The organism is Blastococcus sp. OS1-29 (assembly GCF_057628075.1).
Map to the genome: position 1 here is coordinate 299,607 of NZ_JBXXJK010000002.1, position 14,163 is coordinate 313,769.

A 14,163-nucleotide genomic window follows, 5' to 3' on the forward strand; every position below is an offset into this window, starting at 1 on the left:
TCTCAGGCGGTGCGCGCGCGGGTGCGCGGCCGCGGTCGGGCGGAGCGGACCGGAGGCAGCTCGACCCCGGGGACGACGCGGTTGCGGATGGTGCCGATGCCCTCGACGGTCATCTCCACCACGTCGCCCGGCTGGAGCGGCGGCGGGGCCTGGTCGCCCCGGATGCCCCACAGCTCGGCCAGGCAGCCGCCGTTGCCGCAGGTGCCCGACCCGAGGACGTCACCGGCCCGCACCTCCGTGCCGCGGGAGGCGTAGGCGATGAGCTCCTCGAACGGCCAGCCCATGTTCGACAGCAGGTCCTGGCCGATCTCGACGCCGTTGACGGAGACCCTCATGTCCAGCGCGAGGAATCCCTCGTCGTCCCGGTAGGGCTCCAGCTCGTCGGCCGTGACCAGCCAGGGGCCGAGCGTCGACGCGGAGTCCTTGCCCTTGGCCGGGCCGAGACTGACCCGCATCTCCCGGGCCTGGAGGTCGCGGGCCGACCAGTCGTTGAGGATCGTGTAGCCGAAGACGTGCTCGCGGGCGATCTCGGGAGTGAGCGAGGCGCCGTCCTTCCCGACGACGACCGCGACCTCGAGCTCGAAGTCGAACCGCTGGGAGCCCGGCGGCACCGCGACGTCGTCGTGGGCGCCGATCAGCGCGTACGGGTTCGTGAAGTAGAAGGTGGGAGCCTGGTACCACTCGTCCGGCACGCCCGCGGAGCCGTCGATCGACTTGCGGACGCCTTCGACGTGCTCCTCGAACGCGACGAAGTCGCGCACCGTCGGGGCCTGCAGCGGCGGGAGCAACCGGACCGACTCCATCGGCACGGGCGGGCCGTCGAGGGCTGCGGCGCCGGTCTCGAGGGCGGCTGGGAGCCCCGCGCGGACGAGATCGAGAACCGTCGCCCGCGCGGGGAGTTCGTGGAGGCCGGCGTCGGAGACGACGCCGGCGGAGACCCGTCCGTCGGCCTCCCAGGTCGCGAAGCGCATCAGACCGGGGGAGCGACGAACAGACCCTTGTCGGGGTCGTTGAACGACTTCTGCGCCACGAACTCGTTCATCGCGTTCGCCGTGCCCCACTGGTCGCTGACCTCGGGGTTGCTGAAGTCGTACAGGTGCGGGTGCCACGTGTCCTCGTCGACGATCTCCAGCTCCGTCGTGTACTCGACGGTGTTGCCGTGCGGGTCGAGGAAGTAGCTGAAGGTGTTGTTGCCGGCCATGTGCCGGCCGGGGCCCCAGATCTTCTCGACGCCCGCGCGCAGCAGCCGGCCGGTGCCGCGCATGTACTCGTCGATGCCGCGCATCTCGAACGAGGCGTGGTGCAGCGAGGGGTGCGGGCCGCGGGCGATCGCCATGCTGTGGTGCCACGGGTTGGTGCGCAGGAACCACATCATGTTGCCCATCCGCGGGTGCATGAGGGTGTCCGACAGGGAGAAGCCGAGGTACTTGTCGTAGAACGCGACCGTGCCCTCGGGGTCTGCCGAGTTGATGACCACGTGCGAGAGCCGCACCGGGATCGACTCGCCCTCCTCGATCGTGCGGTGCTGCCGCGCCTCGACGTCGGAGCTGATCTCGATCGTCCGGCCCTCGTTGTCGAAGAACCGGAAGCCGTAGCCGCCGCCGGGGGTCTGCAGGGTGCCGGGTTCGCCGACCAGTCGCACGCCGTCGGCGGCGAGCTGCGCGGCCAGCGTGTCGACGTCGGCGGCCGTGGCGGCACCGAAGGAGATCAGGTCGATCCGCTTGTCGGTGGCCTCGCGCAGCCGGACGATGTACTGCTCCGGCGAGCCCTCGGCGGCGAGGAATGCCAGCCCCGAGTCGGTGTGCTCAGGGGTGAGGCCCCAGATGCCGGAGTAGAAGTCGAGCTGCTTCCCGAAGTCGGGCACGGCCAGGTCGACGTGCCGCAGGTGGGTGATCAGGCGCTGGGTCATGGGTCGTGTCTTCCTTACGCGGGCTGGCTGGTGAGCATGGCGATCGAGCGCATGAGGCTCGGGATGTCGCCCTGGACGTGGTCGAGCTGCCACTGCGCGAGCTGGTTGGACGCGTCGACGACGGTCTTGACGCGCTCGAAGCGGCGGGCGGTGAAGGCGTCCCACAGGTCCTGGTCGAGCGTGTCGCGCCCGGTGAGCAGCTCGCCGAGGACGACGGCGTCCTCCAGGGCCATGGCGCCGCCCTGCGCGATGGTGGGCGGGCAGGTGTGCGCGGCGTCGCCGATCAGGACGACCCGGCCGCGGTTCCACGGCGCGGGCAGCACGTGGGTCTCGAACCAGGTGTAGTTGACACGCGCCGGGTCGGTCAGCGACTCGCGGATCTCGTCCCACGGTCCGTGGTAGGCCTGCGACAGCTGCTTCATCGTCGCCAGCTGCTCCTCGGGCGACAGCGCGCTGCGGTCCTGCGCGTCCTCGACGATGTAGGCGTAGAGCGAGTCCTCACCGGTGGGGCAGTAGCCGGCGATGTACGAGGGCCCGCCGTAGATGAGATCGGTGCGCGTGACGCTGGCCGGACGGGGCCCGAAGGCGCGCCAGATGCCCATGCCGACCGACTTGGTCTCGAGGTTGATGCCGAGAGTGCGGCGGGTGTACGAGCGCACTCCGTCGGCGCCGACGACGAGGTCGTAGCGGCCGGTGGAGCCGTCGGAGAAGGTGACGTCGACACCGGCATCGTCCTGGGTGAGCCCGGTGAAGGTCGTGCCGAGCCGGAGCTTGACGCCGACCTCGGTGGCGCGGTCGGCCAGGATGTGGGCCAGTTCGGGGCGCGGCATGCCCATGACCGCGGGCAGGTCGGGACCGCCGGTCTTGGCGTCGGGCACCTCGAACAGCACCGTGCCCGCCGGGTCGGGTGCGCGGAACCCGGTGACGTCGAAGGCGTAGCCCGCGGCCTGCACCTTGTCCCAGACGCCGAGCGTCCTGAGCTCGCGCAGCGCGTTGCCCTGCAGCGTGATGCCGGAGCCGAGGGCGGCGACGTCGGGCTTGATCTCGATCAGGTCGACGGCGACACCGGCCTTGGCGAGGTGGATCGCGGTGGCGGCGCCGGCGAGGCCGGCCCCGACCACCAGCACGTTGTTCACGGCGGGCATGGGTGCTCCTACTTGACGGCGATCGGGTTGACCGGCGACCCCACGGCGCCGGTCACGGGCAGGGGAGCGGCGGTCAGCCAGAAGTTGTAGACGCCGTCCTCGGCGCAGTCGGCGGCCAGCGCGTCGAGGTCCCACATCTCGCCGAGGAAGAGCCCCATGTTCGGGATGCACACCTGGTGGAGGGGCTGGAAGGCGACGTCGAACTCGTTCGGCCGCACCTCGAAGCCCCAGGTGTCGGTGGCGACGGCGGCGATCTCGGTGCAGTGCAGCCAGTCGGCGGTGGTGAACGACAGACCGGGGGCGGGGCCGCCGGCGTAGTCGCCCCAGCCGCGGCCCTCGGCGATGTCGCGGCGGGCGCGAGTCAGGCGTCCGGTGCGCACGAGCAGCAGGTCGCCGCGGCCGACGCGGGCGGATTCGCCCTGTGCCGCGATGGTCGCCTCGAGGTGCCCGGTGGTGATGGCGAAGCCGTCCGGCAGCTCGCCGTCGGTCCCGATCGCGCGGCCGACGTCGAGCAGCACGCCGCGGCCGGCGATCAGCCCGGCGACGGTCTGGATGCCGGTGACCAGGTCGCCCTCGCTGGTGACGACGTCGCCCGCGCGGCGGCCGTTCCAGGCGTTGCCGTGGTCGAAGATGTGGCCGAGACCGTCCCACTGGGTCGAGCACTGCAGGGGCATGGAGATCACGTCGTCCGCGCCGCCGATGCCGTGCGGGAAGCCCTGGTTGCCGCGCTCGGCGTCGGTGCCCGTGTCGGTCATCGTGTGCACGGGGTTCGTGCGCCGCCGCCAGCCCTTCTGCGGGCCGTCGGTGTCGAACGACTGGGCCAGGGAGAAGCTCGCCCCCCGGCGGACCAGGGCCGCTCCTTCGCGGCGCTTCGCGTCGTCGAGGAAGTTCATCGTGCCGATCACGTCGTCGACGCCCCAGCGGCCCCAGTTGGAGCAGCGCTTGGCTGCGGCGGCGATCGCGCTCTCGGGATCGCTGCGATCCAGCGCCGGGATGTCCGTCACGCTCCCCACGGTCTAGGACGGCGGATCACTCGGGAAGAGGAGATGTGTGATGCCGGGCATCCACCGGGTTGATACTGGGGTCGTGAACCTGGCCAGCCTCGATCTCAACCTCCTGGTCTCGCTGGACGCCCTCCTCCAGGAGCGCAGCGTCACGAAGGCTGCCGCGCGGATGGGCCTGAGCCAGCCGGCGCTGTCGGCCTCGCTGGCGCGGTTGCGCCGGCACTTCGGCGACGAACTGCTCACCCGGGTGGGCAACGAGTACCGGCTGACCCCGCTGGCCGTCCAGCTGCGCGAGCTCGCGCGGCTCGCGCTGACCGGGATCGAGCGCGTCTTCGACGCCCAGCCGGCCTTCGACCCGGCGTCGTCGAGCCGGGAGTTCACCCTCTTGGTGAGCGACTACATCGTCGCCGTGCTCGGGGACACGATCGCCGGGCTGCTCGCCGAGGAGGCGCCGAACGCCCGCCTGCGGCTGTCCGCCAACACGCCTGCGGCCGTCGACCGCGCCGAGCAGATCCTGCTGAGCACCGACCTGCTGGTCCTGCCGCACGGATTCGTCACCGATCTGTCCCACCACGACCTGTACCGCGACGAGTGGGTGTGCATCGTCTCGGCCGACCATCCGGCGGTCCAGTACGGGCTCACCGTCGAGGACCTGGAGACCCTTCCGTGGGTGGTCACCTACCACGGGCCCACTGCGGCCACGCCGGCCTCACGCCAGATGCGCCAGCGCGGAATCGAGCCCCACGTGCAGGTGATCACCGAGAGTTTCCTGACCGTGCCGGGTCTGGTGGCCGGCAGCAATCGCGTCGCGCTCCTGCAGCGGAAGCTGGTCGACCTCTTGCCTCTGAACGTCGGCGTCCGGGCCCTGCCGTGCCCGGTGGAGGTCGGGCAGCTGGTCGAGGCGATGTGGTGGCACCCGGTGTACGACGACGATCCCGAGCACGCGTACCTGCGCGACCTCGTGGTCCGGGCGGCCGACCTGGCGATCGGCGAGGGGGCCGACGACGTCATAGATCTGGTCGATAGCCGGCCTCAGCAGAAGTGATTTCCGCTCGGGACCGGTGATCCCGACACTGCTCGTTCAGTGGTGCCGGTCACTGGGACCGGCGCGCCCGTGTCGACGGAGATGCCCGTGTCGGAGAACCTCCTGAGTCCTGATCGGTCCGCCGAGGAGCCGCTCGCCGGCGAGGTCGCCGTCGACCCGGCGACCGGGCGGCCCGCGGGTCGCGCCCAGGCCCTGGTGCTGCTGCTGTCCAGCTGCCTGGCCGTCCTCGGCGCAGTCCTGCTGGCACCCGTGCTGCCGCACATCCAGGACGCGTTCGCCGGCACCCCCGGAGTCAAGGCGCTGACGCCGATCGTGCTGACGGCGCCGGCTCTCGTGATCGGGCTGACGGCGACCGTCGCCGGCCGCATCGTCGACCGGCTCGGTCGCAAGCGGCTGCTCGTCTCGGCGTTGCTGGTCTACGCCGTCGTCGGCACGGCACCCGTGTGGCTGTCCTCGCTGCAGCTGATCGTGGTGAGCCGGGTCCTCGTGGGCCTCACCGAGGCCGCGATCATGACCTGCTGCACGACACTGCTGGCCGACTACTTCCATGGCTCGCAGCGGGAGAAGTACTTCGGCCTGCAGGTGGTCTTCACGACGGTCGCGGCGACGATCTTCTTCGGGATCGGCGGAGCGCTCGGCGCCCAGAACTGGCGGACGCCGTTCTGGTTGTACGCCGTCAGCCTTCCGCTGGCCGTGGCTGCCGCCCGGCTCATCTGGCAGCCGGCGCCGCGTGCCCAGGCGGCCGCGCGCGCCGAGAAGCTGGTGCCGCTGCCGTGGCGGACCCTGCGCGCGCCCGTGCTGGTCACGCTGGTCGGCGGGCTCGTGTTCTACGTGCTCATCGTCGAGTTGTCGTTCAAGCTCGACGACATCGGGGTGAAGTCCGCGGCGACGATCGGCCTGGCCAGCGCGATCGCCTCGCTCGGCACGGCCATCGGCGGATTCCTCTTCGGTCGGCTGGCGAAGCGCGGCCCCGCCACGACGGTGCCGCTCGCGTTCGGCCTCTCGGGTGTCGGCCTCGTCGGCATGGGCTTGGCGTCGACCTTGCCGCTGGTCGTCGTCTTCGCGGTCGTCGCCGGGTTCGGCAACGGCCTGATCCTGCCGTCGCTGTTGACCTGGGCCCTCGGGCCCCTCACGTTCGAGCAGCGCGGCCGCGGCACCGGCGTGTGGACGTCGGCCTTCTTCATCGGCCAGTTCGTCTGCCCTCTCGTGGTGCTCGCTCTGTCCGGTGCCTTCGACAGCCTGGGCATCGCGATCCTGGTCCTGGGTGTCGTCGCGGTCGCTACAGCGGTCGGCGTCCGGCTCTCCCGCCCGACGCAGGCGGCCGAGCCCGCGCTCGCCGCACACTGAACGCATGAGTTCTCGCATCGACGACGCGGGGGCGGACGTGCGCTTCTCGCTGGAGGAGGTCAGCGACGGCGTCTTCGCCTACGTGCAGCCCGACGGCAGCTGGATGATCAACAACACCGGGTTCCTGGTCGGGCGGGACGGCGTGAGCGCCATCGACGCCTGTTCGACGGAGCGGCGTACGCGGGACCTGCTGACGACCATCGGCGGCGTCACGTCCGCGCCGGTCCGCACGCTCGTGAATACCCATCACCACCCCGACCACACCGCGGGCAACGGGCTGTTCACCGGCGCCACGATCGTGGCCCACGAGAACGCGCGCGAGGAGATGCGCATGCTCGGGCTGCCGCACAACAGCGGCGTCTGGACCGATGTCGACTACGGGGACCTGAAGCTCGCGCTGCCGTTCCTCACCTTCGCCGACCGGCTCACCCTGTGGGCCGACGAGCTGCGGTGCGACCTGCTGTTCTGCGGCGGCCCGGCCCACACGACGAACGACGTCGTGGCGTGGCTGCCGGAGCTGTCGGTGCTCTTCGCGGGCGACCTGCTGTTCAACGGGGGCACCCCGTTCCTGCTGTCGGGCTCCGTGCTCGGCGCGATCGACGTCCTGGAGACGTTCGTGCGGCCCCTGGGGGCGCAGACGATCGTGCCGGGCCACGGCCCCGTCGCCGGCCCCGAGATCATCGCCGAGGTGCTCGGCTACCTCCACTTCGTCCGGAACCTCGCCACGCAGGGGCGGGACGCCGGGGTCCCGCCGCTGGAGCTGGCGCGCGGAACGGACCTGGGTCGCTACGCCGAGTGGAGCGACCGCGAGCGCATCGTCGGCAACCTGCACCGGGCCTACGCCGACCTCGCCGTGCCGGTCGAGGCGCGCGGCGGTCCGATCGACTTCCCCGGCGCGCTGAGCGACATGGTCGCCTACAACGGCGGCCGGCCGCTCACCTGCCTGGCCTGACCGCCTGGAGCTCGGACCGCAGCAGCGCCGCGGCCTGTGCGAGGGAGCGCATCTTGCCGGCGGCCGACGCCCGGGGCAGGTACTTCAGGCCGCAGTCGCTGGAGAGCATCAGCTTGTCGACGTCCACCTCGTCGAGCGCGCGGCGGACCCGGTCGGCGATCGTCTCCGGCGTCTCGACCTCCGGAGTCGACAGGTCCAGGACGCCGAGCGCGATGCCCTTGCCACGCAGCGGCCGCAGCGTCGCGGGGTCCAGGTGCGACTGCGCGGTCTCGACCGAGACGGCGTCGACCGGGGTGTCGGCGAGCTCGGCCAGGAACGAGTAGCCCTCGGGCCGGTCGGCCACCATCGCGGCGTAGCCGAAGCACAGGTGCACGTGCACCGGTCCCGCGGCGCCCTCGGTCGCGCGGGTGACGGCCTCGGCGCCGTACTTCCGCGCGACGTCCGGACGGGCCTGCAGCCACGGCTCGTCGAGCTGGACGATGTCGGCGCCCGCGGCGAAGAGGTCGGCGATCTCCTCCCGCACGACGTCGGCGTAGGCCAGGGCCAGCGCGCGGTCGTCGCCGTAGTGCTCGTCCTGGGACTGCTGTGCCATGGTGAACGGGCCAGGGACGGTGATCTTGATCGTGCGGTCCGTGTGCGCCCGCAGGAAGGCGGCGTCGCGCGCCTGGACGGGGCCGCGCCGGGAGATGTCCCCGACGACGCGCGGCACGGGGATCGGCTTGCCCGAGCGGTTGATCACGCTGCCTGGGGTGTCGATGTCGACGCCCTCGAGCGCGGTGGCGAAGTGGTTGGAATAGGACTCCCGCCGGATCTCGCCGTCCGTGAGGATGTCCAGCCCGGCCTCCTCCTGCACCCGGATGGTCGCCAGGGTGGCGTCGTCCTGCGCCTGTTCGAGCAACTCGGGGGGCACCCGCCACAGTTCGCGGGCCCGCACCCGCGGCGGGGTCTGGTGGCCCAGCCGCTCGCGGTCGATCAGCCAGTCCGGTTGGGGCAGGCTGCCGACGACCATCGTGGGCAGGGGCGGGAGCTGCACAAGGTCTCCAGATCTCAGGCGGTGACCGAGCCGCCCGGGCGGGCGATCTCGACGTGCGGGCGGGACTGCCACAGTGCCCACTCTGCACTGACCTCACCTGCGGTGCGCAACAGCAGCGGCAGGTGTTCCTGCAGCAGCCGCTCCCGCGACGTCTCGGCCGCGTGCACGGTGACGTTCATCGCGGCCCGCACGGCACCGGTCCCATCACGCACCGGGACGGCGGCCGAGCGGACGCCGGGAGCGAGCTCCTCGTCGGCGGTCGCCCACCCGCGGGCGCGGACCTCGGTGAGCTCGGCACGCAGCTGCTCCGGCGTCCGGCCGATGTAGGGCGGCAGCCCCGCCCGGCTGGGTTGTCCCAGCACGGTCTCGAGCTCTTCGGACGGCAGGGCGGCCAACAGCACCTTGCCCTGGGATGTCTGGACGGCGGGGAAGCGCGTACCGATCTCCACCCGCAGCGCGATCAGCTTGGGCACCGACACCCGCGCGACGTACACGATGTCGCTGCCGTCGAGCTGCGCCATGGACGAGGACTCGCCGGTGCGGGCGACGAGCGCCTCCAGGTGCGGCCGGGCGATGTTCCAGAGCCCCAGCGACGAGACGTAGGCGATGCCGAGGGTCAGCACCTTCGGCGTCAGGGCGAACATGCCGGCCGACGAGCGGACGAAGCCGAGCTCCTCCAGCGTGAGCAGCAGCCGCCGGGCCGTGGGGCGGGCCAGGCCCGCGGCGGTGGCGACGTCGGTGAGCGACATGCTCCGGTGGTCGGCGTCGAAACAGGTCAGGACGTCGAGCCCCCGGGCCAGGGCCTCGACGAAGTCGGGCCCGGTGCCTCGGCCGGCCATGAACGATTCCTCTCTCCTACCGGCCCAGCACGCGCTCTTCGCCGCCGGTCCGCGTCGACTCGTCCTTGTAGTCGGTGTACTGGTACGGGTTGTCCAGCATCTTCGACTCGCCCTCCGGCAGGTCGGGATGCATGCCCTGCTCCCACGCCTCGTCGCCCAGCTGGGAGCGGAGGTAGTCGACGGTGTCCTCGATCTCCTGGCGCACCGGGGCCAGGTCGATGCCGACCAGCCTGCCCTCTGACTTCACCACCTGCCCGCCGACGACCACGGTGTGCACGTCCCCGCGCTGCGCCTGGAAGACGACGTGACCGTACGGGTTGATCAGCGGGAACATCACCGGCGAGGCGTCGTTCTTGATCAGCACGACGTCGGCCTTCTTGCCGGGCTCGAGGCTGCCGAGGTCGTCCCGGCCGAGCGCGTGCGCGCCGCCCCGGGTGGCCCACTCGACCACGTTCTGGGCGCGCAGCCGCAGATGCGTGACCGTGTCCCCGGTGAGGTGCGCCGTCAGATGCTCGGCCATCCGGTCGGCGTTCAGCGTCGCCCGCATCGCCGAGAACATGTCCGCGCTCCACCAGACGCTGGTATCCATCGACAGCGACACCGGGATGCCGTACTGCTGCACCTGCTCGGTCGGCGCATGCCCCTGGCCGGCGCTGCACTCGGACTCGGTCGAGACGGAGATCGAGCCGCCCGTGGCCGCGATCCGCTGGTAGCTGTCGCGGGTGAGGGTCGAGGCGTGCACGTACACGGTGTCGGGGTTCATGAACCCGTTCTCGTGCATCAGCCGGATGCCGTCGTCGTTGGTCGCACCCCAGACGCCGGCGTGCGTCGTCACCGGGATGCCCAACTCCCGGGCCGCCTCGAACGCGGCCCGCTCGGGGAACGCCGGGTCACCGGTCACGTCGAAGGCGATCTGGACGCCCATCCGGTCGTCCCCGGCGTCGCGCAGTCGCTCCAGCACGGAACGGACGGCGGGATCGGCGGTCCACTCCCACGGTCCGGCCTGGATGTTGCCGTAGGCCAGCACGAACCGGCCGGGCACCGAGCGGAGCGCATCGAGCGCGGCCTCGGCGTGGTCGACGGTGTGCAGGTTGTGCGACCAGTCGACCGTCGTCGTGACGCCGGCGTCCAGGGACTCGATGGCCGAGAGCCGGTTACCCGCCGCGATGTCCTGCGGCCGGAACTTCTTGCCGTGCTCGAGGTAGTTCCACACGAAGTACTGGGTGAGCGTCCAGTCGGCGCCGTAGCCGCGCATCGCCGTCTGCCACATGTGCCGGTGGGTGTCGATCATGCCGGGCATCACGATGCCGCCGCGCGCGTCGATCTCGTGCGTGCCGTCGGGGACGTCGATCCGCTGCCCGACGGCGGCGATCGTGCCGTCGACCACGAGGACGTCGGCGTCGGTCAGGACGGTGCCGGCGGCGTCCACGGTCAGCACGGTGCCGCCGCGGAAGACCAGCGGGCGGCCGGCCCCGGGAACCTCGGACTGGGTCATAGGACTCCTCCTCGCAGTCACGGACGACTGTCCGTACAGCGGACGACGGCGCTGTCGGCGGCCACCCTGCTGCGGCACGGGTTGTGGTGTCAAGGGGACCGCGTCGTTCTCGGCCGGTGGTTGACACGGCCGCGTCGCCGGTCGAAAGATGCGGTGACGGCGGACGGACGTCCGCAATCCGGGCACGACGCGAGAGGTGCACGCGGACCGATGAGCAGCGGACCTCTGGCGGGACTCCTGGTCGCTGACTTCTCCCGCATCCTCGCCGGTCCCTACGCCACCATGCTGCTCGCCGACCTGGGCGCCGAGGTCGTGAAGGTCGAGGGGCCGGGCGGCGACGACACCCGCACCTGGCAGCCGCCGGTCAGGGAGGGCGTCTCGACCTACTACCTGGGCGTCAACCGCAACAAGCGGTCCGTCGCGCTCGACCTGAAGGACCCGGTCGACGCGGGCCTGGCCCAGGAGCTGGCGCGGCGCGCGGACATCGTGGTGGAGAACTTCAAGCCTGGCGGCCTGGCGCGGTTCGGCCTCGACTACGACAGCGTCGCGGCGACGAACCCCGGGGTCGTCTACGCCTCCATCAGTGGCTTCGGCAGCGGTCCCGGCGGTCGGTCGCTGCCCGGCTACGACCTCATCGTGCAGGCGATCTCGGGCTTCATGAGCCTGACGGGCGACACCGGCGGGGAGCCCTACCGCGCCGGCGTCGCGCTCTTCGACGTCATGGCCGGCCTGCACGCCACCATCGGCGTCCTCTCGGCGCTCAACCACCGGCACACCACCGGCGCGGGGCAGCACGTCGAGGTCAACCTGCTGTCCTCGGCGCTCTCCGGGCTGGTCAACCAGACCAGCGCGTTCGTCGCCGGCGGTGTCGTCCCGTTCCGGATGGGCAACAGCCACCCGAGCCTGTTCCCGTACGAGCCATTGCCCTGCGCCGACGGGGAACTGATCGTCACCGCCGGGAACGACGGGCAGTTCCGCCGCCTGGTGCAGGTGCTCGGCGTCCCGGAGCTGGCCGACGACCCGCGGTTCGGCCGCAACGAGGACCGCACGGCCAACCGCGACGCGCTGCGGCCGCTCCTGGTCGAGCGGCTGCGCACCCGGCCGAAGCAGGAGTGGTTCCGCGAGATCATCGCCGCCGGCGTGCCGTGCGGGCCGATCAACACCATCGACCAGGGCGTGGCGTTCGCCGAGGAGGTCGGCCTCGACCCGGTCGTGACCGTGGGGGAGGGGACGGACGCCGTCCCGTCGGTGCGCAACCCGATCACCTTCTCCGCGACCGCTGCGGAGTACCGGCTCCCGCCACCGACGCTCGACGAGCACGGCGACGAGATCCGCCGCTGGCTGGGGGACTGCGCCGATGTCTGAGCTGCCGGGCTACCCGACCGCGCTGGGCGCGTCGAGCCTGCACTCGATCACGCTGCTGGGCGCCGACCTCGCCGAGGACGTGATGGGCACGGTGGGCTTCGGCGAGCTGGCGTTCTGGCTGGCCACCCAGCGCCGTCCGTCGTCCGGTGAGACCCGGGTCTTCGAGGCGGTGCTGGCCGCTCTCGCCGACCACGGGTTCACGCCGACCGCGATCGTCACGCGCCTGACCTACCTGTCCGCGCCGGACTCCGTGCAGGGGGCGCTCGCGGCCGGGTTGCTCGGCGGCGGCTCCCGGTTCCTCGGTGTCACCGAGGACTGCGGCCGGTTCCTGCACGACGTCCTGGTGAGCGCCGGCACCCTGCCCACGGACGACGCCGGCTGGGACGCCCTGGCGCTGGAGACCGTGACCGCACAGCGGGCGGCGAAGAAGTTCGTGCCGGGGCTCGGCCACCACGTGCACAAGGACGGCGATCCGCGCACCCCACGGCTGTTCCGGATCGCCACCGAGGAGGGTCTCTACGGCCCCCATCTCTCGCTGTTCGCGGCCATCGGCCGGGTGCATCCGGAGGTGCTGGGGAAGACCCTGCCGCTCAACGGCGCCGGCGTCTGCGGCGCGGCGCTGGCCGACCTCGGCCTGCCGCTGGAGCTGCTGCGTGGCTTCGCCCTGCTGGCCCGCACGGCCGGCCTGATCGGGCAGCTGGCCGAGGAGCTGCGCCGTCCGGTCGGCAACGACGTCTTCCTGTCCGTCGACCTGAACAACCGGCCCGTGCCGCCGGACCCGTTCGTCCCCGAGCCGCTGGGAGGCACCGATGGCTGAGATCGCGGCGGTGATCGCGTCCACGCATCACCCCTTCTACTACCGCGCGAGCACGTCGACCGGCGCCGACCGGCCGCCGTTCGCCGACGAGTGGGTGGCGAAGATCGAGCGGTTCCGGGAGACGCTGACCCGCGCCGAGCCCGACGTGCTGGTGATGGTCGGCAGCGACCACTTCCACCAGCTGTGGCTGGACAACATGCCGCAGTTCCTGGTGGGCAAGGCACCGTACTTCGACGCCAATTGGTACAACGAGGAGCGCGAGTTCGGGCTGCCCCGGATGACGCTGCGCGGCCAGGAGGACCTCGCCGCCCATCTCCTCCGCGACGGGCTCGACCGCGACTTCGACCTGGCGTTCTCCAACGAGCTGCGGATCGACCACAGCATCACGTGCCCGATCATCACGCTCCGCCCGCAGGCCGATCTGCCGATCGTGCCGATCTACACGAACATCTTCGCGCCGCCGCTGCCGCAGCCCCGCCGGTTCGTGGCCCTGGGCAAGGCGATCCGCGAGATGGTCGAGTCGTGGGAGTCGGACCAGCGGGTGGCGATCATCGGCACCGGCCACCTCTCGCTGGAGCTGGGCGGGCCGCGGCAGTTCGGCGAGCACGGGCCGGACCCCGAGTTCGACCGCAAGGCGGTCGAGTGGATCGCGTCGGGCGACATCGAGGGCTGCCTGGCGGAGGTGTCGCTGGAGTCGCTGCACGCCCCCGGCAACGCCACGCACGGGTTCATGGACTTCCTGCTGATGATGGGGGTCGCCGGCGAGGGACAGAAGGCCGACCACGTCGACTCCCTCGACCTGTTCCACACGATGGAGGCGTACTTCACCTGGTACCCGAACGGAGCTCCGGCATGAGCAAGTACCTGCTGGACAAGTTCCTCTACACCGTCGACCGCGACCCCGAGCTGGTCGAGCGGTACCGGGAGGACCCGGCCGGCACGGTCGAGTGGTGGGAGGCCGAGATGGCCAACACTCTCCTCAACTGCACGGCGGCGGAACGGACGACGTGGCTGTCGTTCACCGACGAGGAACGGACGGCGCTGCGGGAGCACGACCACGTGACGTTGTTCGGCATGGGCGCGCACCCGTTCCTCACGCTCACGCTGTTCATCGCCATGTTCGAGCGCGATCACGGGCCGCTGGAGTACCAGAAGGCCTACGGCAAGGCGATGGCGCACCTCTCGCTGCCGTACCCCGACATCGCGACATAG

The 14,163-nt window shown here is 71.5% G+C and carries 14 protein-coding genes; 7 read left to right on the forward strand and 7 right to left on the reverse strand.

Annotated elements, in window-relative coordinates:
- Positions 1 to 2: 2 nt before the first annotated feature.
- From AC2H4J_RS06145 to AC2H4J_RS06160, 4 genes are read right to left on the reverse strand one after another with little or no spacing between them, the layout of a single operon-like run.
- Complete coding sequence (locus AC2H4J_RS06145; protein ID WP_487463964.1) at positions 3 to 971, reverse strand: fumarylacetoacetate hydrolase family protein; 969 nt, start codon at positions 969 to 971, stop codon at positions 3 to 5.
- Positions 971 to 1,909 (reverse strand): VOC family protein, encoded by a 939-nt coding sequence (locus tag AC2H4J_RS06150; RefSeq protein WP_487463965.1) that lies wholly within the window; start codon positions 1,907 to 1,909, stop codon positions 971 to 973. The genes AC2H4J_RS06145 and AC2H4J_RS06150 overlap by 1 nt, the downstream gene beginning before the upstream one ends.
- A gap of 14 nt (positions 1,910 to 1,923) precedes the next feature.
- On the reverse strand, positions 1,924 to 3,054 hold the full coding sequence (locus tag AC2H4J_RS06155; RefSeq protein WP_487463966.1) for an FAD-dependent oxidoreductase: 1,131 nt from the start codon (positions 3,052 to 3,054) through the stop codon (positions 1,924 to 1,926).
- 8 nt (positions 3,055 to 3,062) lie between these two features.
- On the reverse strand, positions 3,063 to 4,058 hold the full coding sequence (locus tag AC2H4J_RS06160) for a cyclase family protein (RefSeq protein ID WP_487463967.1): 996 nt from the start codon (positions 4,056 to 4,058) through the stop codon (positions 3,063 to 3,065).
- Between the two features lie 82 nt (positions 4,059 to 4,140).
- Between AC2H4J_RS06160 and AC2H4J_RS06165 the strand changes: the two genes are divergently transcribed.
- The 3 genes from AC2H4J_RS06165 (at position 4,141) to AC2H4J_RS06175 (ending at position 7,402) form a co-directional block, all read left to right on the forward strand.
- Positions 4,141 to 5,103 carry a LysR family transcriptional regulator gene (locus tag AC2H4J_RS06165; RefSeq protein ID WP_487463968.1) on the forward strand — a complete coding sequence of 321 codons (963 nt, stop codon included), beginning with the start codon at positions 4,141 to 4,143 and terminating at the stop codon, positions 5,101 to 5,103.
- A gap of 81 nt (positions 5,104 to 5,184) precedes the next feature.
- Positions 5,185 to 6,450 carry an MFS transporter gene (locus AC2H4J_RS06170; protein WP_487464353.1) on the forward strand — a complete coding sequence of 422 codons (1,266 nt, stop codon included), beginning with the start codon at positions 5,185 to 5,187 and terminating at the stop codon, positions 6,448 to 6,450.
- Between the two features lie 4 nt (positions 6,451 to 6,454).
- Positions 6,455 to 7,402 (forward strand): MBL fold metallo-hydrolase, encoded by a 948-nt coding sequence (locus AC2H4J_RS06175; RefSeq protein ID WP_487463969.1) that lies wholly within the window; start codon positions 6,455 to 6,457, stop codon positions 7,400 to 7,402.
- Here the strand turns inward: AC2H4J_RS06175 and AC2H4J_RS06180 are convergent.
- From AC2H4J_RS06180 to AC2H4J_RS06190, 3 genes are read right to left on the reverse strand one after another with little or no spacing between them, the layout of a single operon-like run.
- Positions 7,386 to 8,435, reverse strand: a complete 1,050-nt coding sequence (locus AC2H4J_RS06180) for a 5-methyltetrahydropteroyltriglutamate--homocysteine methyltransferase (RefSeq protein WP_487463970.1) — start codon at positions 8,433 to 8,435, stop codon at positions 7,386 to 7,388. The genes AC2H4J_RS06175 and AC2H4J_RS06180 overlap by 17 nt on opposite strands.
- Before the next feature lie 14 nt (positions 8,436 to 8,449).
- Positions 8,450 to 9,274, reverse strand: coding sequence for an IclR family transcriptional regulator domain-containing protein (locus AC2H4J_RS06185; protein ID WP_487463971.1), 825 nt, complete (start codon positions 9,272 to 9,274; stop codon positions 8,450 to 8,452).
- A 16-nt stretch (positions 9,275 to 9,290) separates the two neighbouring features.
- Positions 9,291 to 10,769, reverse strand: coding sequence for an amidohydrolase family protein (locus AC2H4J_RS06190; RefSeq protein WP_487463972.1), 1,479 nt, complete (start codon positions 10,767 to 10,769; stop codon positions 9,291 to 9,293).
- A 210-nt stretch (positions 10,770 to 10,979) separates the two neighbouring features.
- On the opposite strand from AC2H4J_RS06190, the gene AC2H4J_RS06195 reads away from it, so the two are divergent.
- The 4 genes from AC2H4J_RS06195 to AC2H4J_RS06210 are packed head-to-tail and all read left to right on the forward strand — an operon-like array spanning position 10,980 to position 14,163.
- Positions 10,980 to 12,134, forward strand: a complete 1,155-nt coding sequence (locus AC2H4J_RS06195) for a CaiB/BaiF CoA transferase family protein (RefSeq protein WP_487463973.1) — start codon at positions 10,980 to 10,982, stop codon at positions 12,132 to 12,134.
- Positions 12,127 to 12,951, forward strand: coding sequence for a citryl-CoA lyase (locus AC2H4J_RS06200; RefSeq protein WP_487463974.1), 825 nt, complete (start codon positions 12,127 to 12,129; stop codon positions 12,949 to 12,951). The genes AC2H4J_RS06195 and AC2H4J_RS06200 overlap by 8 nt, the downstream gene beginning before the upstream one ends.
- The gene (locus AC2H4J_RS06205) at positions 12,944 to 13,807 is read left to right on the forward strand and encodes a DODA-type extradiol aromatic ring-opening family dioxygenase (protein WP_487463975.1); all 864 of its coding nucleotides are present in this window, start codon (positions 12,944 to 12,946) and stop codon (positions 13,805 to 13,807) included. The genes AC2H4J_RS06200 and AC2H4J_RS06205 overlap by 8 nt, the downstream gene beginning before the upstream one ends.
- Positions 13,804 to 14,163, forward strand: coding sequence for a hypothetical protein (locus tag AC2H4J_RS06210; RefSeq protein WP_487463976.1), 360 nt, complete (start codon positions 13,804 to 13,806; stop codon positions 14,161 to 14,163). The genes AC2H4J_RS06205 and AC2H4J_RS06210 overlap by 4 nt, the downstream gene beginning before the upstream one ends.